This is a genomic window from Saccharospirillum sp. HFRX-2 (assembly GCF_043196805.1).
Classification (GTDB): Bacteria; Pseudomonadota; Gammaproteobacteria; order Pseudomonadales; family Natronospirillaceae; genus Saccharospirillum.
The window spans coordinates 1,367,777-1,392,172 of sequence record NZ_JBEBMU010000001.1 but is presented as its reverse complement, the minus strand read 5'-3'; the positions used below and the strand labels follow the sequence as shown (position 1 = coordinate 1,392,172).

The 24,396-nt window shown below is 57.0% G+C and carries 18 protein-coding genes; 8 read left to right on the top strand and 10 right to left on the bottom strand.

The features are described 5' to 3' along the window. Positions 1-163: 163 nt before the first annotated feature. The 3 genes from ABMA60_RS06475 to ABMA60_RS06465 all read left to right on the top strand — a co-directional run bounded on the left by ABMA60_RS06475 (position 164) and on the right by ABMA60_RS06465 (position 4,799). The gene (locus ABMA60_RS06475) at positions 164-1,735 is read left to right on the top strand and encodes a Re/Si-specific NAD(P)(+) transhydrogenase subunit alpha (protein WP_392800432.1); all 1,572 of its coding nucleotides are present in this window, start codon (positions 164-166) and stop codon (positions 1,733-1,735) included. Beyond that, the gene (pntB, locus tag ABMA60_RS06470; protein ID WP_392800358.1) at positions 1,732-3,114 is read left to right on the top strand and encodes a Re/Si-specific NAD(P)(+) transhydrogenase subunit beta; all 1,383 of its coding nucleotides are present in this window, start codon (positions 1,732-1,734) and stop codon (positions 3,112-3,114) included. The genes ABMA60_RS06475 and pntB overlap by 4 nt, the downstream gene beginning before the upstream one ends. Positions 3,115-3,230: 116 nt before the next feature. Further along, entirely contained in the window at positions 3,231-4,799 is a 1,569-nt protein-coding gene (locus ABMA60_RS06465; RefSeq protein ID WP_392800356.1) for a cation:proton antiporter, read from the top strand. A 19-nt stretch (positions 4,800-4,818) separates the two neighbouring features. Here the strand turns inward: ABMA60_RS06465 and ABMA60_RS06460 are convergent, their stop codons facing one another. The 4 genes from ABMA60_RS06460 to proV all read right to left on the bottom strand — a co-directional run bounded on the left by ABMA60_RS06460 (position 4,819) and on the right by proV (position 8,548). Continuing rightward, complete coding sequence (locus ABMA60_RS06460; RefSeq protein ID WP_392800354.1) at positions 4,819-5,076, bottom strand: hypothetical protein; 258 nt, start codon at positions 5,074-5,076, stop codon at positions 4,819-4,821. Positions 5,077-5,231: 155 nt separating this feature from the next. Then, on the bottom strand, positions 5,232-6,221 hold the full coding sequence (proX, locus tag ABMA60_RS06455; protein ID WP_392800351.1) for a glycine betaine/L-proline ABC transporter substrate-binding protein ProX: 990 nt from the start codon (positions 6,219-6,221) through the stop codon (positions 5,232-5,234). Between the two features lie 69 nt (positions 6,222-6,290). Then, positions 6,291-7,355: a glycine betaine/L-proline ABC transporter permease ProW gene (proW, locus tag ABMA60_RS06450; RefSeq protein ID WP_392800349.1), complete on the bottom strand. Its 1,065-nt coding sequence runs from the start codon at positions 7,353-7,355 to the stop codon at positions 6,291-6,293. Beyond that, entirely contained in the window at positions 7,352-8,548 is a 1,197-nt protein-coding gene (proV, locus tag ABMA60_RS06445; protein WP_392800346.1) for a glycine betaine/L-proline ABC transporter ATP-binding protein ProV, read from the bottom strand. The genes proW and proV overlap by 4 nt, the downstream gene beginning before the upstream one ends. Positions 8,549-8,914: 366 nt before the next feature. On the opposite strand from proV, the gene ABMA60_RS06440 reads away from it, so the two are divergent. Beyond that, positions 8,915-10,054, top strand: coding sequence for a beta-ketoacyl-ACP synthase III (locus tag ABMA60_RS06440; protein ID WP_392800343.1), 1,140 nt, complete (start codon positions 8,915-8,917; stop codon positions 10,052-10,054). A gap of 93 nt (positions 10,055-10,147) precedes the next feature. Here the strand turns inward: ABMA60_RS06440 and trxA are convergent, their stop codons facing one another. Then, positions 10,148-11,014: a thioredoxin gene (trxA, locus tag ABMA60_RS06435; RefSeq protein WP_392800340.1), complete on the bottom strand. Its 867-nt coding sequence runs from the start codon at positions 11,012-11,014 to the stop codon at positions 10,148-10,150. 159 nt (positions 11,015-11,173) lie between these two features. On the opposite strand from trxA, the gene ABMA60_RS06430 reads away from it, so the two are divergent. Beyond that, a complete protein-coding gene (locus ABMA60_RS06430; RefSeq protein WP_392800337.1) occupies positions 11,174-14,092 on the top strand; it encodes an insulinase family protein in 2,919 nt (972 codons plus the stop codon). A gap of 44 nt (positions 14,093-14,136) precedes the next feature. Here ABMA60_RS06430 and ABMA60_RS06425 read toward each other — a convergent pair whose 3' ends face one another. Continuing rightward, positions 14,137-15,135: a sensor histidine kinase gene (locus ABMA60_RS06425; protein WP_392800334.1), complete on the bottom strand. Its 999-nt coding sequence runs from the start codon at positions 15,133-15,135 to the stop codon at positions 14,137-14,139. A gap of 242 nt (positions 15,136-15,377) precedes the next feature. On the opposite strand from ABMA60_RS06425, the gene deoC reads away from it, so the two are divergent. Genes deoC through ABMA60_RS06410 form a run of 3 tightly spaced genes read left to right on the top strand, consistent with a single transcriptional unit; the run spans position 15,378 to position 18,710 of the window. Further along, positions 15,378-16,151, top strand: a complete 774-nt coding sequence (gene deoC / locus ABMA60_RS06420; RefSeq protein ID WP_392800332.1) for a deoxyribose-phosphate aldolase — start codon at positions 15,378-15,380, stop codon at positions 16,149-16,151. Position 16,152: 1 nt separating this feature from the next. Continuing rightward, on the top strand, positions 16,153-17,466 hold the full coding sequence (gene deoA / locus ABMA60_RS06415; protein ID WP_392800330.1) for a thymidine phosphorylase: 1,314 nt from the start codon (positions 16,153-16,155) through the stop codon (positions 17,464-17,466). 11 nt (positions 17,467-17,477) lie between these two features. Next, the gene (locus ABMA60_RS06410) at positions 17,478-18,710 is read left to right on the top strand and encodes a phosphopentomutase (protein WP_392800327.1); all 1,233 of its coding nucleotides are present in this window, start codon (positions 17,478-17,480) and stop codon (positions 18,708-18,710) included. A 61-nt stretch (positions 18,711-18,771) separates the two neighbouring features. On the opposite strand, the gene ABMA60_RS06405 is transcribed toward ABMA60_RS06410, so the two are convergent. The 4 genes from ABMA60_RS06405 to ABMA60_RS06390 all read right to left on the bottom strand — a co-directional run bounded on the left by ABMA60_RS06405 (position 18,772) and on the right by ABMA60_RS06390 (position 24,396). After that, complete coding sequence (locus ABMA60_RS06405; protein ID WP_392800324.1) at positions 18,772-19,611, bottom strand: alpha/beta fold hydrolase; 840 nt, start codon at positions 19,609-19,611, stop codon at positions 18,772-18,774. A gap of 247 nt (positions 19,612-19,858) precedes the next feature. Next, positions 19,859-20,620 (bottom strand): 23S rRNA (guanosine(2251)-2'-O)-methyltransferase RlmB, encoded by a 762-nt coding sequence (gene rlmB / locus ABMA60_RS06400; RefSeq protein WP_392800322.1) that lies wholly within the window; start codon positions 20,618-20,620, stop codon positions 19,859-19,861. 12 nt (positions 20,621-20,632) lie between these two features. Next, entirely contained in the window at positions 20,633-23,008 is a 2,376-nt protein-coding gene (gene rnr / locus ABMA60_RS06395; protein ID WP_392800430.1) for a ribonuclease R, read from the bottom strand. A gap of 92 nt (positions 23,009-23,100) precedes the next feature. Continuing rightward, a complete protein-coding gene (locus tag ABMA60_RS06390; RefSeq protein WP_392800319.1) occupies positions 23,101-24,396 on the bottom strand; it encodes an adenylosuccinate synthase in 1,296 nt (431 codons plus the stop codon).

The following is a 24,396-nucleotide window of genomic DNA, read 5'->3' as shown; positions in this document are numbered from 1 at the left end:
AGCTTTGTTGAAGTGGTCACCGGCAAGCGTCACTATAAGCAGCGCTTACTGAGAGAAAGCTGGTACACATCAATAAAAAACAACCAGCCATAAACAACAATAATCACAATAAATTCGACTACCGAACGTCAACTGATGACAACAAACGGGAGTAAGCATGCCTCTGACTATCGCCGTGCCGCGCGATCGCCTACCCGGAGAAACCCGGATAGCCGTCACGCCCGACACCACCCGAAAACTGATTGAGCTGGGCTTTAAGGTACGCATCGAAAGCAATGCCGGCGCCGCCGCTCAATTTTCCGATGAACGTTATATTGAAGCTGGCGCCGAGGTGACTGGCGACGTTGCCGCCTTGTACGATCAGGCCGACATTCTGGTCAAGATCAACGGACCCCAGCCTAAGCATACAGCGCTCGATGGCAGTGAACTGGACGCTCTGGGCAGTAACAAAACCTGGATTTCCTTTCTCGCCCCGGCGCAAAACGAAGCCACTCTGAACACCTTTGCCGAACGCGGTGCCAACGCCATTTCACTGGATGCCATTCCGCGCATTTCACGTGCGCAGAAAATGGACGTGCTCAGTTCTATGGCGAACATCGCCGGTTATCGCGCGGTGATCGAAGCCGCCAACCAGTTTGGTCGTTTCTTCACCGGCCAGATCACCGCGGCTGGTAAAATCCCGCCGGCCAAAGTACTGATCATTGGCGCGGGTGTCGCCGGCCTTGCGGCCATCGGCGCCGCCAAAAGCCTCGGTGCGGTGGTGCGCGCTTTCGATACACGCAAGGAAGTGAAAGAACAGGTCGAATCCATGGGCGGTCAGTTTCTGACGGTCGAACTGGAAGAAGACGGTTCCGGCAGCGGCGGCTACGCCAAAGAGATGTCGCAGGCGTTTATTGACGCTGAAATGGCGCTCTTTATGGAGCAGGCCAAAGAGGTCGACATCATTATCACCACGGCACTGATTCCCGGTAAGCCGGCGCCCAAGCTGATCACTGAAGAGATGGTTAAAGCCATGGCGCCGGGCAGCGTGGTGGTCGATCTGGCCGCACCCAACGGGGGTAACTGCGAATGCACTGTGGCCGATGAAATCGTCGAACAGCACGACGTTAAAATCATCGGTTTCACCAATCTGGCAGCGCGGGCAGCGACCCAGGCCAGCCAGTTGTTATCCAACAATGTGCTGCGGTTGTTCGAACATCTGTGCCCAAATAAAGATGGCGAACTGACGTTTGACCTTGATGATGACATCACCCGCGGTTGCACCGTCGTGCATCAGGGCAAGGTGATCTGGCCGGCACCGCCGCCGCAGATTTCCGCTGCGCCGAAAGCCGAAACCAAAGCCCCAGAACCCACACCGCAAACAACAACCGCCGCCAAACGCGCTCAGCCGATCGCGCTTTATTGGTTGATTGCCGGCGCCTTGTTGCTGGGATTGGGTGCCGTCGCTCCGGCCGATTTTATCAGTCACTTCACCGTCTTTGTGCTGGCGGTTTTTGTTGGCTGGCAGGTGATCTGGAACGTCAGTCATTCGCTGCACACGCCGCTGATGAGTGTCACCAATGCGATCTCCTCGATCATCATTATCGGTTCACTGCTGCAGGTCTCCGGTAGTGGCTCGACCGTGGTTACGGTGCTCGCCGCCATCGGCATTCTGGTCACCTCGATCAACATCGCCGGCGGTTTTTATGTGACTCGCCGCATGCTCAATATGTTTCGTCGGGAGGGTCAGGAATGAACGCTGTCTTATCCATGGCCTACCTCTTGGCCGGTGTATTTTTCATTCTCTCGCTCGGTGGATTGAGCTCTCAGGAAACCGCCCGACGCGGCAACCTCTACGGCATGACCGGCATGCTGATCGCCATTGTTGCCACCGTGGCTTCAGCGGCGGTTGAAGCCTATGCCTTGCTGGCAACAGCGATGGTGGTTGGCGCGGTGATCGGTTTATGGTTGGCGCATCGCGTTGAAATGACCTCGATGCCACAGCTGGTTGCCATGCTGCATTCCTTCGTCGGTCTGGCGGCGGTCATGATTGGCTGGGGTGGCTATCTCGACCCGCGCAATCATCTCGATGGTGCCGAACGCATCATCCACAACACCGAACTCTATCTGGGCATTTTTATCGGTGCGGTCACCCTCACCGGTTCCTGGATCGCCTTCGGCAAATTGCAGGGCATTATTTCCAGCAAGCCGCTGACCTTGCCACTGCGCAACGGCCTGAATGCGTTGGCGCTTTTGGCCGCCGTGGTCATGCTGGTAATTTTTGCGCCCGATGGTCATGGCCCCGGCGATCTGAACCTGCTGATTGCCATGACCGTCATTGCGCTGCTGCTCGGTGCGCATCTGGTGGCTGCCATCGGCGGCGCCGATATGCCGGTGGTGATTTCGATGCTCAATTCCTACTCGGGTTGGGCAGCGGCAGCCACCGGTTTTATGCTCGGCAACGATCTGCTGATCATCACCGGTGCGCTGGTCGGCTCGTCCGGTGCCATCCTCAGTTACATCATGTGTAAGGCGATGAACCGCGCTTTTCTCAGCGTGATTCTCGGTGGTTTCGGTAACGCGACAGCCACCGATGACGACACCGAATACGGCGAAGCCAGCAGCGCCAGCCATGATGAAGTAGCCGACTGGTTAAAGAACGCCGAATCGGTAGTGATTGCACCGGGCTTTGGTATGGCCGTCGCCCACGCCCAGCAAGCGGTGGCTGATCTGACCGACAAACTGCGCAAGCAGGGCAAGACGGTACGCTTTGCGATTCATCCGGTTGCCGGTCGCTTGCCCGGTCATATGAACGTGCTGCTGGCCGAAGCCAATGTGCCTTATGACATCGTGCTGGAAATGGACGAGATCAACGACGACTTTCCGGACACCGACGTCGTGCTGGTGATCGGCGCCAACGACATCGTCAATCCGGACGCCAAGGAAAAGCCTGGCTCACCGATCGCCGGCATGCCGGTATTGGAAGTCTGGAACGCCAAACAGGTGGTGATTCTCAAGCGCTCCATGGCCACCGGTTATGCGGGTGTTACCAATCCGCTATTCTATCGCGATAACAGCGCCATGCTGTTTGGCGATGCCAAGGACAGCGTGCAGCAATTGGTGAATAAGGTCTGATTACCTGTCCAAGATGGAAACCGCCTTCGGGCGGTTTTTTTTTGGCATTCTTGTACGGATGAGGCAACGGTGACGCTGTGCTAAGCTAAAGAAAAACGGAATCACCTTCCTCCCTTATGGATTTCCTGCTGCTCTGTGTTGCCTTTGTTTTTGGTCTGGCGGTTAAGTCGCTGGGTCTGCCTCCTTTGGTCGGTTATTTATTAGCCGGTTTTGCACTGCATTTTCTCGGCGTAACACCGGGGGGTGGATTGGAAACCCTGGCCGATTTAGGCATCACTTTGATGCTGTTCACCATCGGTCTGAAATTGAAAATCGGTGATTTGCTGCGCCGGGAAGTCTGGGCGGGTACGCTCAGTGAAATGGCCGTCTGGTGTGTTATCTGCACCGGTATTCTGCTGGCGCTTGCCAGCGCTGCGCTGCCTTATTTTTCCGGTTTGTCTCTGAATACTGCCGCTTTATTAGCCTTTGCCTTTAGCTTCAGCAGCACCGTTTGCATCGTCAAGTTACTCGAAGAAAGTGGCGAAATGCGCACCCGCCATGGTCGTCTCGCCATTGGTGTGCTGGTCATGCAGGATGTGGTGGCGGTGCTGTTTCTGGTCTTTGCCACCGGCAAGATGCCGTCGTACTGGGCCATCGCTCTGCTTGCTTTACCCTTATTTCGTCCCTTGCTCAATCGCCTGCTCGATACCGCCGGCCATGGTGAATTATTGCCGTTAACCGGGTTTTTTCTGGCGCTCGGCGGTTATGAATTATTCTCTCTGGTCGGCGTCAAAGGTGACCTGGGCGCGCTGATTGCCGGCATGCTGCTCAGCCACAGCGTCAAGGCGACTGAGCTGTCAAAAGCCTTGTTGGGTTTTAAAGATTTATTTCTGATCGGTTTCTTTTTATCGATTGGTTTTACCGCCCTGCCGACGCTTGGCATGGTCGGCATAGCGCTCGGTTTAACGCTGTTATTGCCGCTGAAGTTCCTGTTGTTTTACGGTCTGTTACTGGCCATGCGCTTGCGCGGTCGTACTGCCTGGCTGGGTGCGCTGGCGCTGGCGAACTACAGCGAGTTCGGTTTGATTGTCGCTGACCTGGCGGTGGATCTGGACTGGTTGCCGGCCCAGTGGCTGGTGATATTGGCGCTCACTGTGACCTTCTCTTTTATCATTACCAGTTTGTTGTACCCGCGCGCTCACGCGCTTTATTCACACAATAAAGCCTGGCTGACCCGATTCGAACGTCAGCAACGTTTGCCGGAAGATGTGTTAACTCAACCCAGGAATGCACAGATTGTGGTGATCGGTTTGGGTCGTGTCGGGACCGGCGCTTATCGCGCGCTCTATCAGTTGATGGGTGAGAACGTTTGGGGCATGGATGCCGATCCATCCCGGATTGAACGCATGGCCGATGAAGGCATGAAAGCCTTTGTAGGCGATGGTGAAGACGCCGATTTGTGGGAAAATCTGGATTTGTCGTCGGTGAAACTGATCCTGCTGGCGCTGCCGTCCATTGATGACAGTCGCAATGTGACCAACCAGTTAAAACGCGCCAACTTTAAGGGTCAGTTGGCCGCCATCGCCCGCTATGAAGATGAGCGCTTGCTGCTGATCGAAGCTGGCATCGATAAGGTCTTCAACTTTTATACCGAAGCCGGTACCGGCTTTGCCGAGGAAAGTCTGGCAATGATTGGCCAGCGCTGACGCTCGCGCCTTCAAGCATTTAATGTGACGGCGTTTCGAGCAGGTCCATGCCAACCAGCTGGGCTCCGGCGATGGTGTCTTCCACATCCTGGCGCGCCTTTTCCAGCTCGACCGTAACGTTGTCTCCATCCGGACTGAAATGGGCGGTAAAAGATTCAACCTGGCCGCTGGCTGGCTCCAGCGTTAATGGCACAGACGCCAGCTGCGCCTGCAGTTGTTCTGCGTCCAGAGTTTGGCCCTCAGGCAGCGCAAAAGTCAGGGAGAAAAAAAATTGCATCGGCAACGCATCCAGTAATCACCAAAGCGCGCAGCATAACCGCTTGATCTGCAAACCGCGAACCTCAGTGTCTGTCTGTTAGTCCATAAAAAAGCCGCATAGCTGAGTATGCGGCTTAAGCGAATCGATGTTGTTAATCGATCAACAAACAACCATTAGTCGGCAGCAGCGCGAGCTTGTTCCAGCCAGCCATCGAAGGTGTCCTGGTTAGCTGAAATCCAGTTCAGAGCGTGCTGACGGATTTCACGCTGAGAGTCTTCGCCATCGGCAATCAAACCGTTTTCAGCGCTCACTGCGTTGATCGGCAGTTTAGCCACTGCAAACAGTTTGGCTGCGGCCGGGTTCTCATCAGCCCATTCCTGGTTGGCAACGATGCGCTCGCTGTTCACTTCAAAGCCGTAGTTGGTGCCATCGGACAGAGCGGTATCGGTACCGTTCGGGTTGGCTGAGTAAGGCACTTCCAGCCAGACCACGTCTTCACCCGGAACCAATACGCCGGAAACCCAGTAAGGTGTCCAGGTGTAGTAGAAGATGGATTCACCATCGTTGTAACGGGTAATGGTGTCGGCGATCAGAGCCGCGTACTGACCCTGGTTGTGGTCGATGCTGTCGCGCAGCTCGAACTCGTCCAGTTGATGTTCGATCACACCTTCACAACCCCAGCCAGCGTTACAACCGGTCAGATCGGCAGTGCCGTCGCCATTGGTGTCGAACAGTGCAGCGATTTCCGGATCGGCAAAATTGCCCAGGTTGTCGATGCCATATTCTTCGGCGGTGGCTTTATCGACCAGATAGCCTTGCGCGGCACCGGTGATGTAGTTGCCTTCGCGATAGAAGACATCATCGCCGCCGGCATTTTCGTACATACCGTTGTGCAGCGGATACCAGTTCACCGCCATAAAGGTGGCGTCACCATTGGCAATGGCGGTGTAGCCGGCGCTGTAATCCAGCTCCTGAATGTCTTCAACCTCATAGCCCAGCTCGCGCAGCGCTTCGTTGATAACGATGGTTTGGAAGGTTTCCTCGGCGATGGTGCTTTGTACCGGTTGAACGGTAACGCCTTCGCCAGGCATGGATTCAGCATGAGCCGTCAGGCCCAGCGTCAGAGACAGGGCGGAAACGCCCAGGACTTTCTTAGCGTACATAATCCTCTCCTCGTCGGTTCGGATGTTTCAGTGAAACCGTGGTTTTCGGTCAAAAAGACGGACGACAGTTCAGTCGCCGCGTCGCGGTAAAATCAGTTTGCGCACCAAGCCAACCGGGCCGGTCTGATACCAATGTCGGGTGCCTCGGGCACGCGCATCTCGGCCTAACGCTTGGGTCATGCGATCAAGAATGATGGCCAGCAGCACAATGCCGATACCACCCACCGAAGCCAGACCAACGTCGAGCCGGCCGATGCCGCGCAGTACCATCAGGCCCAGACCACCAACGGCAATCATTGACGCGATGACCACCATCGACAGACTCAACATCAAGGTCTGGTTAACACCGGCCATGATGGTCGGCATCGCCAACGGCAGTTGCACCTTGTAGAGCAACTGCGGTTTGCTGGCGCCAAAGGAATTGGCCGCTTCAATCAAATCTTCCGGTACCTGGCGAATGCCCAGATTGGTCAGGCGAATGACCGGTGCCACCGCAAAGATAATGGTGACGATCACACCCGGCACATTACCGATGCCGAACAGCATGACGATGGGCACCAGATAGACGAACGCGGGCGTGGTTTGCATGGTGTCGAGTACCGGTCGTATCGCACTGGCGACCTTATCGCTGCGCGACATCCAGATGCCCGTCGGTATGCCGATGACCATGCAGAAGAACACCGCGGTGAGCACCAAAGACAGCGTCGTCATGGCTTCGGACCAGGCGCCAATAGCACCGACCAACACCAGACTGACAACGGTACCGAGCGCCAGTTTGCGTCCTGATGCCTGCCAGGCGAGTAGTGCAATCAGCGCGATCATAATGAACGGCGGCACGCCATTCAGCAGCGCATCGAAAAACGACAGAATGGTGTCGACCGGCTGTTTGAGGACGGTGAAAACCGGACGGAAATTCGACACCACCCAATCGATGGCGGTTTCTACCCAGTCCTGCAGCGGAAACCACTCGCCTTGAAACGGGTGCCAGAAATCCCAACTGGCCTGGTCGAGCTGGCCGGCAGAAGAAAGGCTGCTGGCGGTATCGGCATCGGAGGTCGCGCCCCAAGGATTGGCGGCGGCTTCATTGGCCGGCTCTTCCGGCTGGCTGGTTGCCCAAGGATTCGTTGCAGTCATGATTCATTCTCCCGGTCCAGGGTTTCCAGCAAGGTGGCGCGGCTGACCGAGCCCAGGTATTGCTGTTGCTCATCGACCACCGGAACCGCACAGGGCGATTGGGCGACGATGGTCAGAATATCGCTGATGGAGGTGGCCGCATCGACCACCGGAATGTCGGCGACAAAGGCGGCTTCCAGAGAGCTGTCCTGCTCCACCTGAGCCTTGAGAGAATCGATCGATACGGTACCGAGATAGCGGTTCTGCTTGTCGACCACATAGCCAAAATCGCGGTCGTTATCCTGCAGCCGTTTCAGACTGGCGCGCAGGCCACTGCTGCTTTCTTTCTTGATCAGGGTGGTCTGGCTCTTGCGGGCGATGTCCTTGGCAGAGAACACATTGCCGACGTTCACACCGCGGAAGAAAGACGACACATAGTCGTTGGCCGGGTTATGCAGAATCTCATCGGGTGTACCGACCTGCACCACTTCACCACCTTGCATAATGGCGATGCGATCGCCGATGCGCATGGCCTCATCCAGATCGTGAGAAATAAACACCACGGTGCGTTGATGCTCGCTTTGCAGCTTAAGCAATTCATCCTGCATTTCGGTGCGAATCAACGGATCGAGCGCGGAGAAGGCTTCATCCATCAACATGATGTCCGGGTTGGATGCCAAGGCCCGGGCCAGGCCGACGCGTTGCTGCATACCACCGGAGAGTTCGTCCGGGTAACTGTCGGCGTTGGTTTCCAGGCCGACCTGGGCCAGCGCATCGCGTGCTGCCTGATGCCGAGTGGACTGATCGACACCGGCCAGCTCCAGACCAAAAGCCGTGTTATCGAGCACACTCAGATGCGGCATCAAGGCAAAGGATTGGAACACCATGCTGATCTTGCTGCGGCGCACGTCGCGCAACTTGGCATCGCTCATGGCAGCGACGTCTTCGCCGTCGATTAAGACCTGGCCGCGGGTCGGCTCAATCAATCGATTAAGCAGACGAACCAGTGTGGACTTACCGGAGCCGGACAGACCCATCACCACGAAAATCTCGCCTTCGTGGACTTCCAGATTGGCGTCTTGGACGCCAACGGTCAGACCGGTTTGTTCAAAAATTTCGGTTTTATGAATGCCCTTTTCGAGCCGTTCGAAGGCCGGTTCAGGATCGCCTCCAAACACCTTATAGAGATGTCGTACTTCCAGTTTGATCGACATTTTTCCCCTTGAACGATGGCGGCTCCGAAATGGTTTCGCTCTGGGCTAAAAAGCTGAATAAGCCGTGAGGGAAACTACCTCGATAAGCGTTCAATCGTCTAAATTAATTAGTTGTCTAAATTTTCGTGACTAAAGATTATTACCCAATTGCAGACCAACAATCAAGCTGTAACCGCCTATAATCGGCCAGTACGCCCCACCAAAAAACTTAGATCACTATTAATTTTTTGAGTCAAGCGTCACAACGGAACGCTTATTTCCAAAGCCTGACCAAGGCTGGGGCGCGTGCTACACTGCCGCTCTTATCGACCGTCACCGCCCGACCGTCGATGGCTCGAACCCCATCACGAAGAAGGAATCACCGCCATGCCGACATACCGCCCGACCGAAGAAGTCGTTATCAGTGGCGCTGGTCTGTGGACACCGGAACACGTTTTAACCAACGAAGAATTGGTCGACGTGCTCAACCGCTACGCCGATGAATACAACCAACAGCATCAGGCGGAAATCGACGCCGGCGAACTGTCTGCGGTGGCAACGTCCTCAGCGGAATTCATCGAAAAAGCCAGTGGCATTCGCCAGCGTTACGTCTATGAAAAAGACGGCATTCTGGAAACCGACCGGATGCGTCCGCGCCTATCCGAACGCGGCGATGACGAACTCAGCCATCAGGCCGAAATGGCCATGCAGGCAGCACGTAAAGCACTGGCCGCGGCCAAACGAGAAGGCTCGCAAATCGATGCCGTCATCGTCAGTTGCGCCTATACCGCCCGCGCCTACCCGGCCATCGCCATCGAAGTGCAGAATGCCTTGGGCATTGAAGGCTTTGGTTTTGACATGCTGGTCGCCTGCTCAGCGGCGACCTTTGCCTTGCATCGCGCCAACGAAATGATTCGTGCCGGCAGCGCCGGTGCGGTGCTGGTTATCAACCCGGAACTGACCTCTCCTCAGGTCAATTACCGCGATCGCGACAGCCACTTTATTTTTGGCGATGTCGCCACTGCCATGGTGGTGGAACGCGGCGACCAAGCCGAAGGCGAGCATGTCTACGACATTCTCGGCACCCAGGCCAAGACGGTGTTCTCCAACAACATCCGCTCCAACTTCGGCTACATCTCACACGCCTACGAAAGCGACCCCTTCGGCCCGGACAAGTTGTTTCATCAGGAAGGTCGTAAGGTGTTCAAAGAGGTCTGCCCGATGGCAGCGGATCATCTGGAGCAGCAGGTCGCTCAGGTCGGCGTGGCCGTCACCGACGTCAAACGCTGGTGGCTGCACCAGGCCAACATCAACATGAACCAGTTGATTACCAAACGCTTGCTGGGCGAAGTCGCCAGCAACGATCTCGCACCGATCGTACTCGACCGCTACGCCAACACCGCCTCGGCCGGTTCGATTATCGCCTTCAATCTGCACCACGAAGATTTGCGCAGTGGCGATGTCGGGGTGATCTGTTCGTTTGGCGCGGGTTATTCGATTGGTAGTTTGGTTTTAAAGAAACGCTGAATGCTCGCTGCGCTGACGGGAGACGTTAGACGCTAACAAGCACAAATAAAGAAGGCACCCTCGGGTGCCTTCTTTATTTGGATGACTTCTTGCTTAGTACAGCAGCGTAAACAACTTACGCTGATAACGTGCCGCCAGCGGGTCGCCTTTGGGCAGACCGTTGAGGATATCGAGGTAGGTTTTGCGGGCGCCGCCGTCGCGGAAGTTGCGGTCTTTGGTGAGCACGCCGATCAAGGTTTCCAGCGCTTCTTCGCTGCGTCCGGCCTGGCTGTATTGCACCGACAATTCATAGGCCAATTCCAGATCGTCCGGATTGGCTTGCAGGCGCTGTTGCAATTCCTGAATTTCCGGTGTCTCGGACGCTTCGGCCAGCAGTTTCAACCGTGAGCGCAGTTCTTTGTAATGCGGTTCGGTCTGCTGCTGCATGGTCATGGCATCGAGAATGGCTTCGGCGTCATTGCCACGCTTAAGGTCGATAAAGACGCTGGCCAGCATAAAGGCGATTTCGGTGTCTTCGTTGCTGAGTCGATAGGCTTCCTGCACCAGCGGTAACGCCTGGCCCGGATCACCAGCGGCCTGAAATTCTGCCGCCTGTTGCAGCAGTTCATCCCAGGGTTTGGGCAGATACTTTTCCAAGCGCTGACGAATCGCCGATTCCGGTTCGGCGCCCATAAAGGCATCCACCGGCTGACCGTTCTGGATAAAGGCCACCGTCGGCAAACTGCGTACGCCAAACTGCGCGACGATGTTTTGCTGCTCGTCGGCGTTCACCTTGGCCAGCAAGAGTTGGTTGGGGTATTCGGCGGCCAGCTTTTCCAGGATGGGCATCAAGGCTTTACAGGGCGCGCACCAGTCGGCCCAGAAATCCATCACCACCAGTCGCTTGCTGGACTCTTCGACCATCACCTGCTGAAAGTTCTGCTCCGTCACGGTAATGACGTTGCTGGTTTGTTGGCTCATGACTGCCTCGATCATCATTCAATTGCCCTCTTTATAGGGGCGATACGGCTTTATCACAACGTCCGGGCGACGCCGGTCGCAACGCTAGACACCTTGCCATGACAGGGCCGGGGTAGACCGTTACAATCGGCGCCTTGTCAGCCCAGCCAGGAGCACAGTATGAAGCGAGGCGTTCGAGTCGCCATAGCGGCCGTTTTAGTGGCCGTTGTGGCCGGAGTCGGCCTTTGGTACAGCCAGGTGATCGCCCAGCGGAACCCGTCTAATATCGTGGTCAGCGATTTTGAGACCCGCCATTTTCAGAGCTATGAACTCAGTAACGGCCTGAAAGTCCTGTTGGTGTCTGACACCGACAGCGAACAGGCGGCTGCAGCTTTGAATGTCACCGTCGGTTCCTGGAGCAACCCGCCCGAGATTCCTGGCCTGGCGCATCTGCTGGAACATGTGCTGTTTCTGGGCACGGAAAAATACCCGGAAGTCGACAGCTATCATCAGTTTATCGAACAGGGTGGTGGCAACAACAACGCCTATACCGCTTCGGAAAACACCCTCTATTACTTCGATATCGATGCTGAGCAACTGGAGCCGGCGCTGGATCGTTTTGCGCAGTTCTTTATCGCGCCGCTGTTCGATGCCGACTTCGTTGAGCGTGAAATCCAGGCGGTGAACTCGGAGTTTACCGCCAGCCTGCAAAACGACGGTCGTCGCCAGCAGGATGTTCTGAGCGAACTCTACGTCCGTGAACATCCGGCATCACGCCTGGCGATCGGCAACGAAGATACTCTCGATGTCGCCGACCTGCGCGACCAGCTGATGCGCTTCTATCGCCAGCATTACGTCGCCGAACGCATGGCGCTGACGGTCTATGGGCCGCAGGATATGACCACCCTGAAGGCCTGGGTGGATGAACGCTTTGGCGGCGTGCGTTCGGTCGAGTCCGAAGCTCCGGTTTTTGACCAACCGTTTTTCGAAGACGCCGATCTGCCGTTCCTGGTTGAAATTCAACCGCGCCGCGAAACCCGGCTGTTGCAACTGCGTTTTCCGGTACCGGGTAATCTGGATGAACTGGACACCAAACCGGGCGAATTTATTGCCTATCTGTTGGGCCAGGAAACCAGTGGCAGTTTAATTTCCGAGCTCAAAGCACGCGGCTGGGCTGAGGCACTCAGTGCCCGCAGCGGCGATGTAACCGCCAGCAATGATCAGTTCACGCTCAGTGTCCAGCTCACCCGAACCGGCCTGGAAAACTGGCAGGATGTGGCGAGTCTGGCGTTTGAGTATTTGCAGTTGATTGCCGATCAAGGTCTCGACGAATGGCGCTACGACGAACTGGCCGACATCAACGACGTGAATTTCGAGTTTGCCGAAAAGGTCGACCCGGCTGCCACGGTACAGCGGCTGGCCGAACGGCTGTCGGTCTACCCTGCCAAAGAAGTATTGCGCGGGCCTTACCAACTGAGCGATTTCGATGACGATACGCTGCGCGACTGGCTCGGCTATCTCCAGCCCGATAACGCCCTGGTGGTATTGATGCACCCCGAAGCACCCGAGGATGTGCGCAGCCGCTGGTATGACACGCCTTACAGCCTGACCCCGCTGTCGGGCAACACCCTGGCGCAATGGCGCAATCCCAACACCAGCGATACCTTGAAATTACCGGACGCCAATCCGTTTATTCCCGACGATCTGGGCGTACTGCCACTGCAAGGGCCGAGCAGCAGCCTCTACAAAAACCAGCCACAGATCGTGCAAACGGCGCCGGGTTATGAACTCTGGTTCGAACAGGATGACCAGTTCCGCACGCCCAAGCTGGATATTTCCATGCTCATCGAAACACCGGAAACCCGCACCAGCGCGCGTGACCGGGTGATGGCGCAGTTGTATCTGGACCTGGTTGACGATGCGCTGAGTGAATTCCGTTATGCCGCTGGCCTGGCCGGTTCCGGCTATGGACTGTCCACCAACAGCCGCGGCATGCATCTGCGTTTGTACGGCTTCAGTGAACCCTTGCCAACCCTGTTCGATACCATTCTGGTGGAGTTGGCCGAGCACAGCATTGACCCGGATCGTTTTGCACGCCTCAAAGACGACCTGGCCCGACGCCTGCGCAACGCCGACGAAGATCCGGTGGTTAATCAGTTGTTCCGTCGCTTAAGCCAATTCCTGATTGAGGATTCGCAGACTCCGGATGAATTGTTGGCAGCGCTGGAAGACGTCACTCCGACCGACCTCAATGAACTGCGCGACCGCTGGCTGGCCAATCATCGACTGACGCTGCTGGTGCACGGCAACATGACCCAGCAAGCCGCCATCAACCTGGCAGATCGCGCCCGCCTGATGTTGCCGCCATCGACCAACGCACCGAAGGTAGAAGCGCAAATCGCTGCGCTGGCGAGCCGTCGCTACCGCCATGAGCTGTCCATTGACCATAACGACTCCGCCCTGCTCGGCTACTATCAGGGCACTAATGACAGCTTACGCGAACGCGCGCTCTACGCCCTGGCCGGCCAGGTGCTCAATACCCCCTACTTCACCGAACTGCGCACTCAGGAACAGCTCGGTTATGTGGTCTTTGCCCGCGCGCACTCGGTACACGACTGGCCCGGCCTGGTGGTTTATATCCAATCACCCTCGACCGATCCGGCTCTGCTGCAACTTTATTCCGATCGCTTTATGACGCGTTTTGCACAACGGATGCGCAGCATGAGCGAAGCCGAATTCCGCAGTTTCAAACAGGGACTGGAAACCAGTCTGACGGCGCCGGCGGATAATTTATACGACCTCAGTCAGCGCTATTGGAACGCCATCATGGATGACAATCCCAACTTCAATACCGGTCAACGTCTGGCCGGTGAAGTGGACAACATCAGTCTGGATGGCTTCGTGCGTTTCTTTGAATCGCAGTTTATTGCAGAAGGCAGTCGCCGCCTGGTATTGCATCAGGTGGGCGATGGTATGGCCCGCGATTACAACGAGCATGGGCAGGGTTTGATCGGTTTCTATCCGGCCGATGAACCGGCGGATGTTCAAGCTGACGCTCGCTGGGTAACGCCAACCTTCAACAACCTGCCGCCGCGTTAAGCGGCGGCGGTTGTGGTTTATTTATCGCGGAGACTGCAACGCTATTAAGCGTCTTCTTCGTCCATGGCGTCATCCAGACGCCGTGGCAATACCAACACCACTTCGGTACCGGTGCCACTGTCGTTCACTTCCAGATAACCCTGCAGCATTTGCGCCAGACGACGCGCCACGACAAAGGATAAGCCCGGTCCGACATCAGCACCCTGATCGATAATGCGGGTATAACCGGAGACCGACGACGCCAGCTGTTCGGCATCGAGACGACGACCGCGCGCATTCAACGTAACGCGCAAGGCATCGCCCAATTCGGCATCGATATAACCGATTAAATGCACATCGATGGTGGACTCGCGGTTCATTCGCACCAAGGCCTGAATGGCGCGCGTCAGCAGGTTATGCAACCAGTTAACGTCGGAGACCAGCGGCAGTTGGTCTTCCTGATGTTCCAGCTTAATTTTGACATCGCGCGAACGACCGTAACGGTTCCACTCATCCAAAAACCGCTCGACCAGATTGAGGAAATTCACGTCTTCATGGCGTGGCACTTCAGACTTCAATTCCAGGCGTGCCAGAGCGCGCAAATCTTCGGCATAACGTTGCATCAATTCAGCGCGTTCTTTGATGCGATCACGAGCATCGGCTTCTTCGGATGTTGCCAAGGTCAGCACTTCTGCCATGGCGGTATTCAACGCCAGCGCCATGCTGTCGAGCGCCTGATCTTTTTCCTGGGCGGAGGTTAACACCAGACGACGCAGGTCAGCACTTTGCTTGGATTCGTATTCATAACGATCAATTTCCAAATGACTTTCCTGCAACGAGCGACGCACACGGCTCAGTTCCTTATAAGCTTCCGTCACCCGGTTTTGGCATTGGTTAAGCGCTGTTAACGAGGCGCCGCCGGCCAACGCAACCAGACCCAAAAGAATCAATAACGATTGAGTATCCAGCGCGTTCAAACCAAAAAAAAGGAGACCTACCAATGAGGCTCCCCAAAGAATCAAGGTAACCACCCAGAGGATGGCGTACTGCGATGCTCGAATCACACTTGTCTCCTAACAGATGGCGCGACAGGCGCCTCTTTGGTCCATCGAAAGGCGACAGTTTGCCATCTTTTTCACCGATAAATAACTGTCAAAAGATGCTAACCCGAGAATTACCGGCACAAGTCTTATCGCGCCCTTGGCTAACTCAGGGTGTAAAGCCCTAGAACGCTGCCAGCGGCAATTGTGTTTGGCGGTTCTTGCGCCTAAAATTGCCGCGCATAATCTGACCATTTGGACAATAAATGACAGACAATGCCTCCCTGGCCCGTCAGGCGCTCAGCCTGATGGACTTGACCAGCCTCAACGACACCGACAACGAAGCCATTATTGCGGCTCTGTGCGAATCGGCGCAGACGCCTTTTGGCAGTCCCGCTGCGGTCTGCGTCTACCCGGCCTTTATCGATGTGGCGCGCAAAACGCTGGTCCAGCGTGGCCTGAACCAGGTGCGTGTTGCCACCGTCACCAACTTCCCCGATGGCAGCGACGATATCGATCGTGCGGTGCGCGAAACGCGCGATGCCGTCGCTGCCGGTGCGCACGAAGTCGACGTTGTCCTGCCCTACAAAAGCCTGATCGCTGGCGATACCGAAATCCCAGCCGAACTGGTGAGCGCCTGCAAAGCCGCCTGCGGTGCGGCGGTGAAACTTAAGGTCATCATTGAAAGCGGTGAATTAGAAAGCGCTGAACTGATTCGTCAGGCCAGCGATATTGCCATCGCCGCCGGCGCCGACTTTATTAAAACCAGCACTGGCAAAGTAGCGGTTAACGCCACCCTCGAAGCCACCGAGATTATGCTGCGAGCCATTGCCGACAGTGGTAAGGACGTCGGTTTTAAAGCCGCCGGCGGCATCCGCACCACGGCAGAAGCCGGTGAATATCTGGCGTTGGCCGAACGTCTTATGGGTAAAGACTGGATTAACGCCGAGCATTTCCGCTTTGGCGCGTCCAGCCTGCTTAACGACCTGCTGACGACTCTGGGCGCCGCGCCGTCTGCGCCTTCAGGCAACGGTTACTGAGATGTTCTTGCCGCAGGAAATCATCCGTCGCAAACGCGATGGCCAGACACTGAGCGATGCCGAACTGCGCTGGTTCGTCCAGGGCATTAAGGACGAATCGATCAGCGAAGGCCAGATTGGCGCTTTTGCCATGGCGGTCTATTTCAATGGCCTGACGCTGGACGAACGTGTCGCTCTGACGCTCGCCATGCGCGATTCCGGCAAGGTACTGCGCTGGGACCTGCCCGGCCCGGTGCTCGACAAACACTCCACCGGCGGTGTCGGCGATGTGGTCAGCTTAATGCTCGGCCCCATGGTCGCCGCCTGCGGCGGTTATGTGCCGATGATTTCCGGCCGCGGCCTCGGCCATACCGGCGGCACGCTCGACAAGCTGGAAAGCATTCCCGGCTATAACCCTTACCCATCCAATGCCGTCTTTGAACGAACCGTGCACGACCTTGGCGTCGCCATCATCGGTCAAACCAGCGATCTGGCACCGGCCGACCGGCGCTTTTATGGCATTCGCGACGTTACCGCCACCGTGGAAAGCCTGGATCTGATCACCGCTTCCATCCTCTCGAAAAAACTCGCCGAAGGCCTGGATGCACTGGTCATGGACGTCAAAGTTGGCAGCGGCGCCTTTATGCCGACGCCGGAACTGAGTGAACAACTGGCGCAAAGCATCGTCGCTGTCGCCGAAGGCACCGGGGTAAAAACCACCGCGCTGCTCACCGATATGAACCAGGTGCTGGCGCGTTCAGCCGGTAATGCGGTGGAAGTTGCGGAGGCAGTCGAATACCTGACCGGCGGCCCCCGCGATGCGGCCTTGCATGAAGTCACATTGGCGCTGGGCGCGGAAATGCTGCTCAGCGGTGGCCTGGCGGATTCGCTCGATAACGCCCGCGCCCAGTTGCTCAAGGCACTCGACAGCGGTGCCGCCGCCGAACGTTTTGCGCGTATGGTCAGTGCCCTGGGCGGCCCGGCTGACTTTCTGGAACGCTGGGATGAAGTTCTGCCCAAAGCCCCCATTATCAAGCCCATCACCGCAGCGCAGTCCGGCTATGTTCAAGCGCTGACAGTGCGCGACATTGGTCTGGCCGTGGTGGCGCTGGGCGGTGGCCGCACCCGGGCCGATCAACGCATTGATGCAGCCGTCGGCCTGACCAACATCGTCAAACCCGGCCGCTATATTGAAGCCGGTGAGCCATTGGCCGTCGCCCATCTGCGCAGCGACGATCAATGGGCCGAATTGCAACAAAGACTGCGCAGCGCCATGCCGATCACCGATCGGCCGATCGATGAACTGAGCGTCATCCATCAACGCTTTGCGCACTGAGGAGATTTGCCATGGCACGCGCCATTATTCTGGTTCTTGATTCATTCGGCATTGGCGCCAGCGCCGACGCCGACCGCTTTGGCGATGTCGGCGCCAATACGCTGGGCCATATCGCCCAATGGTGCGCCGAAGGCAAGGCTGATAAAGGCCGCTCCGGCGCCTTGCAACTGCCCAACCTGACCCGCCTTGGGCTGGTTCAGGCCGCCACCGACAGCGCCGGCGGCCAGGTGCCGGCCGGCATGCAAACCGGCGAGGCCTTTACCGGCAGCTTCGGTTACGCGCGCGAACTGTCGAGCGGCAAAGACACCCCGAGCGGCCACTGGGAAATCGCCGGCGTGCCGGTGCTGACCGACTGGGGTTACTTTAAAGATGAAGAAAACTCCTTTCCGCCCAGTCTGCTCAACGATTTAATTGAACGTTGCAACCTGCCCGGCGTACTCGGCAACTGCCACGCTTCAGGCACCGAAATCATCAAACGCCTGGGCGAAGAACACTGCGCCACCGGCAAACCCATCGTCTACACCTCGGCCGACAGTGTGTTTCAGATTGCCTGCCACGAAGAGACCTTCGGGTTAGATCGTTTAATGGAAGTCTGCACCGTGGCGCGCGAGCTGGTCGATGAATACAACATTGGCCGGGTGATCGCCCGCCCCTTTATCGGCGCCGATGCCGACAGCTTTCAGCGCACCGGTAACCGTCGTGATCTGGCGGTACCACCACCGAGCCCAACCATTTTGCAGAAGCTAACTGAGAACAACGGCGAAGTGATTTCCATCGGCAAGATCGCCGATATCTACGCTCAGGTCGGCATCAGCCGCAAGGTAAAGGCCACCGGTCTGGATGCGCTGTTCGATGCCACCCTGGAGCAAGTGAAAGCGGCGCACGATCGCAGCATCGTGTTCACCAACTTTGTCGATTTCGATTCATCCTACGGCCACCGTCGCGACGTCGCCGGTTACGCCGCAGCCCTGGAACGCTTTGATGAACGCCTGCCAGAATTACTGAACATCCTGGCTGATGACGACATCCTGGTGATGACCGCCGACCACGGCTGCGACCCTACTTGGCCCGGCAGCGACCACACCCGCGAGCACATTCCGGTGTTGGTGTACGGCAAGCAGATGCAGGCAGTGAATCTGGGCGAGCGGGAAACCTTCGCCGACATCGGCCAGACACTGGCGGATTATTTCGACCTGCCGGCCATGGATTATGGCACCAGCTTTTTGGATGAGTTGGTTGCCTAACTGATCTGCTGATCAAAAAAGGGGGAGCTTAGCTCCCCCTTTTAATTGTTTAACGAACCAATCAGGCTAAACGCCGCTCCGGCTGGCTTAGATCACAATCCAGATAGTCACCTATCGCCCGGGCGGTGGCGGCCTTGTCTTCGATATGGAAGAAGTGGTCGCAACCCGGCAGCAGGTCGACGCTGAGGTTGTCGTTGAGCCGCGCCTGTTTCAGCATCCAGCCCGGATCGGTGAAGGTGTCGGCCTCGCCGTCGAGCAATAGGGTTGGATGGTGGGTGAATGGCGGAATCGACTTCATCAGCAACAGCCGCTGGGTGTTCTCGCGGAAGCGTTCGTAGACCGACTCGGGCCGTTCGGCCAGCGATACCAACAACCGCTGACGCAACAGTTTGCGTTTGGTCGGGTTGGGCAAGGTGATCGCCAATTGCGCAAATAACTCAGCAAAAGACTGATATTCGCCATGCTCAAGCAGGTTCAGGCACAGATGCAGGCCGCGCTCGGTGGGTGCTGGAAAGGGGCTGGTGCCGGCCAGAATGACGCGCCTTACTGAGTCGGGGAAACGTGCGGCGACATCCAACGCAAAGAGCCCGCCATAGCTGCAGCCAATCAGATCGAACCGACCGATATCGAGATGCTCAACCACCAGGCCGACGCTGGCGGCGATGGTTGCCGTCGGCACACTGCGCGGCACCACCGGTGTATCGCCGAAGCCCGGCATTTCGATAATGACCACCTGGCGATGGGCATAGATTTGGCGCAAGGTCCGCTCGACGTTCTCACAGGTCTGGAATGCGCCGCCCAAATACACCAGCGGTAGACGATCGCCCTGCCGATCGCCAAGAATCAGGTAGCGGGCTTCAAGGCCCGGGCCAGCAGTCAGGGTACGGATTGGATTGATCATGGAACTCACCTTCCTATCAAGTTGAATGAAAGGAGCACCGCCAACTTTTCCCTTGAGTCCCTATAGGCAATGCCGCTTGGGGCCGATCCAGCCCTGTTATCAGCATACGGGGCCTGTGAGGGGAGGAAATGGAAAAGGGCGCACATCTGTCCGCCCTAGGGTTGAAAAGAGTTGAGATGAGTTGGGGAGTTGCAAAGAAAAACGGGCGCTGTCAGAGCGCCCGTTAGCAGAGAGAAAAAACTGGAGTTCAGCTAGGCAAACGCTGCCGAACCGCTTCAAACAGGGAGATACCGGCGGCGACTGAGACATTCAGGCTGCTCACCTGACCGGCCATGGGGATCATAAAGAGGCCATCGCAGGTATCGCGCGTTAAGCGCCGCAGACCTTTACCTTCGGCGCCCAGCACCAGCGCAACGGCGCCTCTGAAATCACTCTGATAGAGTGACGCCTGGGCTTCGCCGGCCGCACCGTATACCCAAATGCCGCGCGCCTTGATCTGTTCCAGGGTGCGCGCCAGGTTGGTGACGACAACAAAGGGGACGGTATCGGCCGCGCCGCTGGCGATTTTCACCGCCGTCGGCGTCAGGCTGGCGGATTTGTCTTTGGGTACGATGACCGCATCGGCGCCGGCAGCGTCGGCGGAACGCAAACAGGCGCCGATGTTATGCGGGTCAGTGACTCCATCGAGCACCAGCAACAAGGCGGGCCGCTGCAAACCATCCAGCAGTTCTTCCAGGCCCGCTTCATCGAGCACCGGCGCGGCCAGCATCTGAATCAACACACCCTGATGACGGGCATCGCCCAGTTGCTGCTGATGCACCAGGCGCTCGAAAGCATCACGCTCCAGCCAGCGGAATTTGATGCCGCCGGTACGCGCCTGGTCGAGCACCGCCTGGATGCGTTTATCCTGACGACCTTTCAGCAGCACCAGTTCGCGCACGCGGTCGGCTTGGTTTTCCAGCGCGCTCTGGCAAGCGTGCAAGCCATAAATCCATTGAACGTCTGACATCAACTAGCAACCTTAAGTACGGCGTTTGCGCTTGCGATTGGGCTTATCGGACTGGGTGTTTTTGGAACTGGCTTTTTTGGCACCGGCCTTTTTAGCGCCGGCTTTCTTTTTGCCCGCCGCCGGACCCGGGTGCTTAACTTTACGCACCTCGCCATCGGCCAGTTCGAAGTCGATCTTGCGATCATCCAGATCAACGCGCACTACCCGCACGGTTAGACGATCACCCAGGCCATAGCTGACACGGGTGCGTTCACCGACCAGACGGTGAGCGGTTTCATCGAGCTGGTAGTAGTCACTTTGCAGCGACGACACATGCACCAAACCATCGACGTAGACGTCATCGAGCTGCACGAACAAACCGAAGTTGGTGACCGAAGACACCGAGCCTTCATATTCATCACCGACGTGATCTTTCATGTATTCGCACTTCAACCAGGCGACCACATCCCAGGTGGCTTCGTCGGCGCGACGCTCGGTCATTGAGCAATGTTCGCCCAATTCCAGCATGGCGGCGTAGTCGTAGGGATAGATGTTCTGCGCATCCAGCTTGGGTGCACCCTCGACACGATTAACCAGCTTGGTTTTCTTGTCCGAGCGAATCACCGAACGAATGGCGCGATGCACCAGCAAATCCGGATAACGACGAATCGGCGAGGTGAAATGGGTGTAGGCTTCGAACGCCAAGCCGAAGTGACCGATGTTGTCCGGCTGATAGACCGCCTGATTCATGGAACGCAGCATCATGGTCTGGATCAGGTTGAAATCTTCCCGGCCTTTGATGGTCGCCAACAGCTTTTGGTAATCGCGGGCGTGGGGTTTTTCACCACCGGACAGATCCAACGCCAGTTGACCCAGATAAGCGCGCAGGTTTTCCAGACGTTCGGCCGAAGGTACATCGTGCACTCGATAGAGCGCAGGAATTTCCAGCTGTTGCAGGAAGTCCGCGGCGCAGACGTTGGCCGAGAGCATGCACTCTTCGACCAGGCGGTGAGCGTCGTTGCGCTGGCTGGGCACGATGCGATCGATCTTACGATCGTCATCGAACACGATGCGGGTTTCGGTGGTCTCAAAATCGATGGCACCGCGATGCTGACGCTGGAACCGGAACAGCTTAAACAGCTCGCGCAAGGTGGTGATATTTTTCAACACCAAGGCACCGTGATCGCGTTCGATTTCAGCACGCGCTTCGGTGGCGGTTTCCGGATCGAGAGCCGGGCCGACTTTGGAATAAGTCAGGCGCGCATGCGAATAAATCAGCCCTTCCATAAAACGATAGGACTGAATATCGCCGCGTGCAGTAACGGTCATTTCACAAACCAGCGTCAGTCGATCGACTTCAGGGTTCAGCGAACAGAGACCGTTGGACAGCACTTCCGGCAGCATAGGAATAACCTGCTCGGGGAAGTAGACCGAGGTGCCACGCGAACGCGCTTCGACATCCAGCGGTGCGCCGACTTCGACGTAATGAGAAACATCGGCAATGGCCACATAAAGCTTCCAGCCGCCGCCTGGTACCGGTTCGGCGAAGATGGCGTCGTCGAAATCACGCGCGGTTTCGTCATCGATGGTGACGAAGGCTTTGTCGCGCAGATCGATGCGATTGGCTTTGTCGGCCTCATCGACGGTGTCACTCAAGCCGGTGATTTCTTCTTCAACTTCGTACGGCCAGGTGTGCGGAATATCGTAGGTGCGCAGCGCGATGTCGATTTCCATGCCCGGGTCCATATGCTGGCCCAGCACTTCGCTGACTTTACCGATTGGCTGACGACGAATTTTGGGTTGCTCAATAATGCTGACCACAACCACATCGCCTTCCTGGGCGCCGGCTTCATCGCCCGGGGGAATTAAAATATCGTGGCTGACGCGGCGGTTTTCCGGCAGTACGCGGCCAAAACCGCCTTCACTGGAATAACGGCCGACCAGTTCCTGGGTGTTCTGTTCCAGCACTTCGACAATGATGGCTTCGATTCGGCCGCGATGATCGCGCTCGCCTTTGCGCGCCAGCACAATATCGCCGTCAAAACAGCAGCGCATCTGGCGATGGGTGAGCACAAAATCTTTGCCGCCCTGCTCTGGAATCAGAAAACCAAAACCGTCGGGATGACCCTGAACGCGACCTTTAATCAGGTCCATTTTGTCGATCAGGCCGAAGGCGCCTTTGCGCGAACAGAGTAATTGGCCGTCACGGACCATGGCGATCAGACGGCGGCGCAGCGCTTCGATATCGTCTTCGCCGGTGAGGCCCAGCTCGGCGCACAGTTCAGGGTGCGTCGCCGGCCCCTGGCGTTGTTCCAGGTGGGCGTGAATGAATTCCCGGCTGGGAATGGGGTTTTCGTATTTTTCAGCTTCCCGCTTGTGGTGCGGGTCAGCGTTAGAATCTCGACTGATAGGAAAGTGTCCTTAAATGAATAATGGATGGCACTCGGCTGACATCACTTTAGATGAGTATAACCGCAGTGCCATCGGTATGTTGTGCGTCGTTACTGAATGTCGAACGAATGCCGCAACACTATGGTTTCGGTGCGGTCCGGACCGGTCGACACGATGTCGATGGGGGCCCCGATCGCCTTTTCCAAATAAGCGATATAGTCGCGTGCTTCGGTCGGCAAGTCGTCCAGCGAACGCGCGCCAACGGTTGATTGTTGCCAGCCTGGCAGCTCTTCGTAAACCGGCGTCACTTTTTCAAACGCTTCCGCAGAGGCCGGCCATTCCACCGCCTGGCCGTTTTCGTCCTGATAACCGGTGCAGACTTTGACGGTCTTGAGGTTATCAAGCACGTCCAGCTTGGTCAGGCAGATGGCATTGATGGAGTTGATGCGAATGGAGTGACGCACCAGCACCGCATCGAACCAGCCACAGCGACGCGGACGGCCAGTGGTGGTACCAAACTCGTTGCCTTGTTTGGCCAGGTGTTTGCCATCGTCGTCAAACAATTCGGTCGGGAAGGGACCGGCACCAACGCGCGTGGTGTAGGCCTTGGTGATGCCCATGATCTGATCCAGATACAAAGGACCGACTCCGGAACCCGTCGACACACCGCCAGCGGTAGTGCTGGACGAGGTCACGTAGGGATAGGTGCCGTGATCGATATCCAGCAACGAACCCTGAGCGCCTTCAAACATGATATCGCCACCGGCTTCGCGGATACCGTGCACCTTGCTGACGGTGTCGACGATCATATCGCGGATTTTTTCCGCCTGTTCGCGGGTTTCGGCCAAGGTCTTCTTCACATCGATGGCCGGCTCACCGTAATAACCGGTCAGCGCGAAGTTGTGGTAATCCATCAACTCAGTCAGCTTGGCTTCGAAATCGTCCTGGAACACATCGCCCAGACGCACGCCGCGACGCGCGACCTTATCTTCGTAAGCCGGGCCAATACCGCGTCCTGTGGTACCGATTTTTGCATTACCGCGACGCTTTTCACGCGCCTGATCCAGCGCAATGTGCACCGGCAAAATCAGCGGGCAACCCTGGCTGATGTTCAGCCGCTCTCGCACCGGAACACCGCGCTCTTCGAGCATGGCCATCTCAGTCAACAGCGCTTCGATGGACAACACCACGCCATTACCGATGATGCAGCTGACGCCTTGGCGCAAAATGCCGGATGGAATCAGATGCAGTGCGGTTTTGACGCCATCAATGACCAGTGTATGACCGGCGTTGTGGCCGCCCTGAAAGCGCACCACAGCGGCGGCTTTTTCGGTCAGTAGATCAACGATCTTGCCTTTGCCTTCGTCACCCCATTGGGTGCCGAGTACGACAACGTTTTTGCCCAT

Bases quoted from the DNA above. Each gene is read 5' to 3' on its own strand.
- pntB (WP_392800358.1), top strand. From the start codon at position 1,732: ATGAACGCTGTCTTATCCATGGCCTACCTCTTGGCCGGTGTATTTTTC.
- proV (WP_392800346.1), bottom strand. From the start codon at position 8,548: ATGTCGATCAAACTGGAAGTACGACATCTCTATAAGGTGTTTGGAGGC.
- deoA (WP_392800330.1), top strand. From the start codon at position 16,153: ATGTTCTTGCCGCAGGAAATCATCCGTCGCAAACGCGATGGCCAGACA.
- rlmB (WP_392800322.1), bottom strand. From the start codon at position 20,620: ATGTCAGACGTTCAATGGATTTATGGCTTGCACGCTTGCCAGAGCGCG.
- trxA (WP_392800340.1), bottom strand. From the start codon at position 11,014: ATGAGCCAACAAACCAGCAACGTCATTACCGTGACGGAGCAGAACTTT.
- ABMA60_RS06430 (WP_392800337.1), top strand. From the start codon at position 11,174: ATGAAGCGAGGCGTTCGAGTCGCCATAGCGGCCGTTTTAGTGGCCGTT.
- ABMA60_RS06405 (WP_392800324.1), bottom strand. From the start codon at position 19,611: ATGATCAATCCAATCCGTACCCTGACTGCTGGCCCGGGCCTTGAAGCC.
- ABMA60_RS06410 (WP_392800327.1), top strand. From the start codon at position 17,478: ATGGCACGCGCCATTATTCTGGTTCTTGATTCATTCGGCATTGGCGCC.
- ABMA60_RS06460 (WP_392800354.1), bottom strand. From the start codon at position 5,076: ATGCAATTTTTTTTCTCCCTGACTTTTGCGCTGCCTGAGGGCCAAACT.
- proX (WP_392800351.1), bottom strand. From the start codon at position 6,221: ATGTACGCTAAGAAAGTCCTGGGCGTTTCCGCCCTGTCTCTGACGCTG.
- ABMA60_RS06440 (WP_392800343.1), top strand. From the start codon at position 8,915: ATGCCGACATACCGCCCGACCGAAGAAGTCGTTATCAGTGGCGCTGGT.
- proW (WP_392800349.1), bottom strand. From the start codon at position 7,355: ATGACTGCAACGAATCCTTGGGCAACCAGCCAGCCGGAAGAGCCGGCC.
- deoC (WP_392800332.1), top strand. From the start codon at position 15,378: ATGACAGACAATGCCTCCCTGGCCCGTCAGGCGCTCAGCCTGATGGAC.
- ABMA60_RS06390 (WP_392800319.1), bottom strand. From the start codon at position 24,396: ATGGGCAAAAACGTTGTCGTACTCGGCACCCAATGGGGTGACGAAGGC.
- ABMA60_RS06465 (WP_392800356.1), top strand. From the start codon at position 3,231: ATGGATTTCCTGCTGCTCTGTGTTGCCTTTGTTTTTGGTCTGGCGGTT.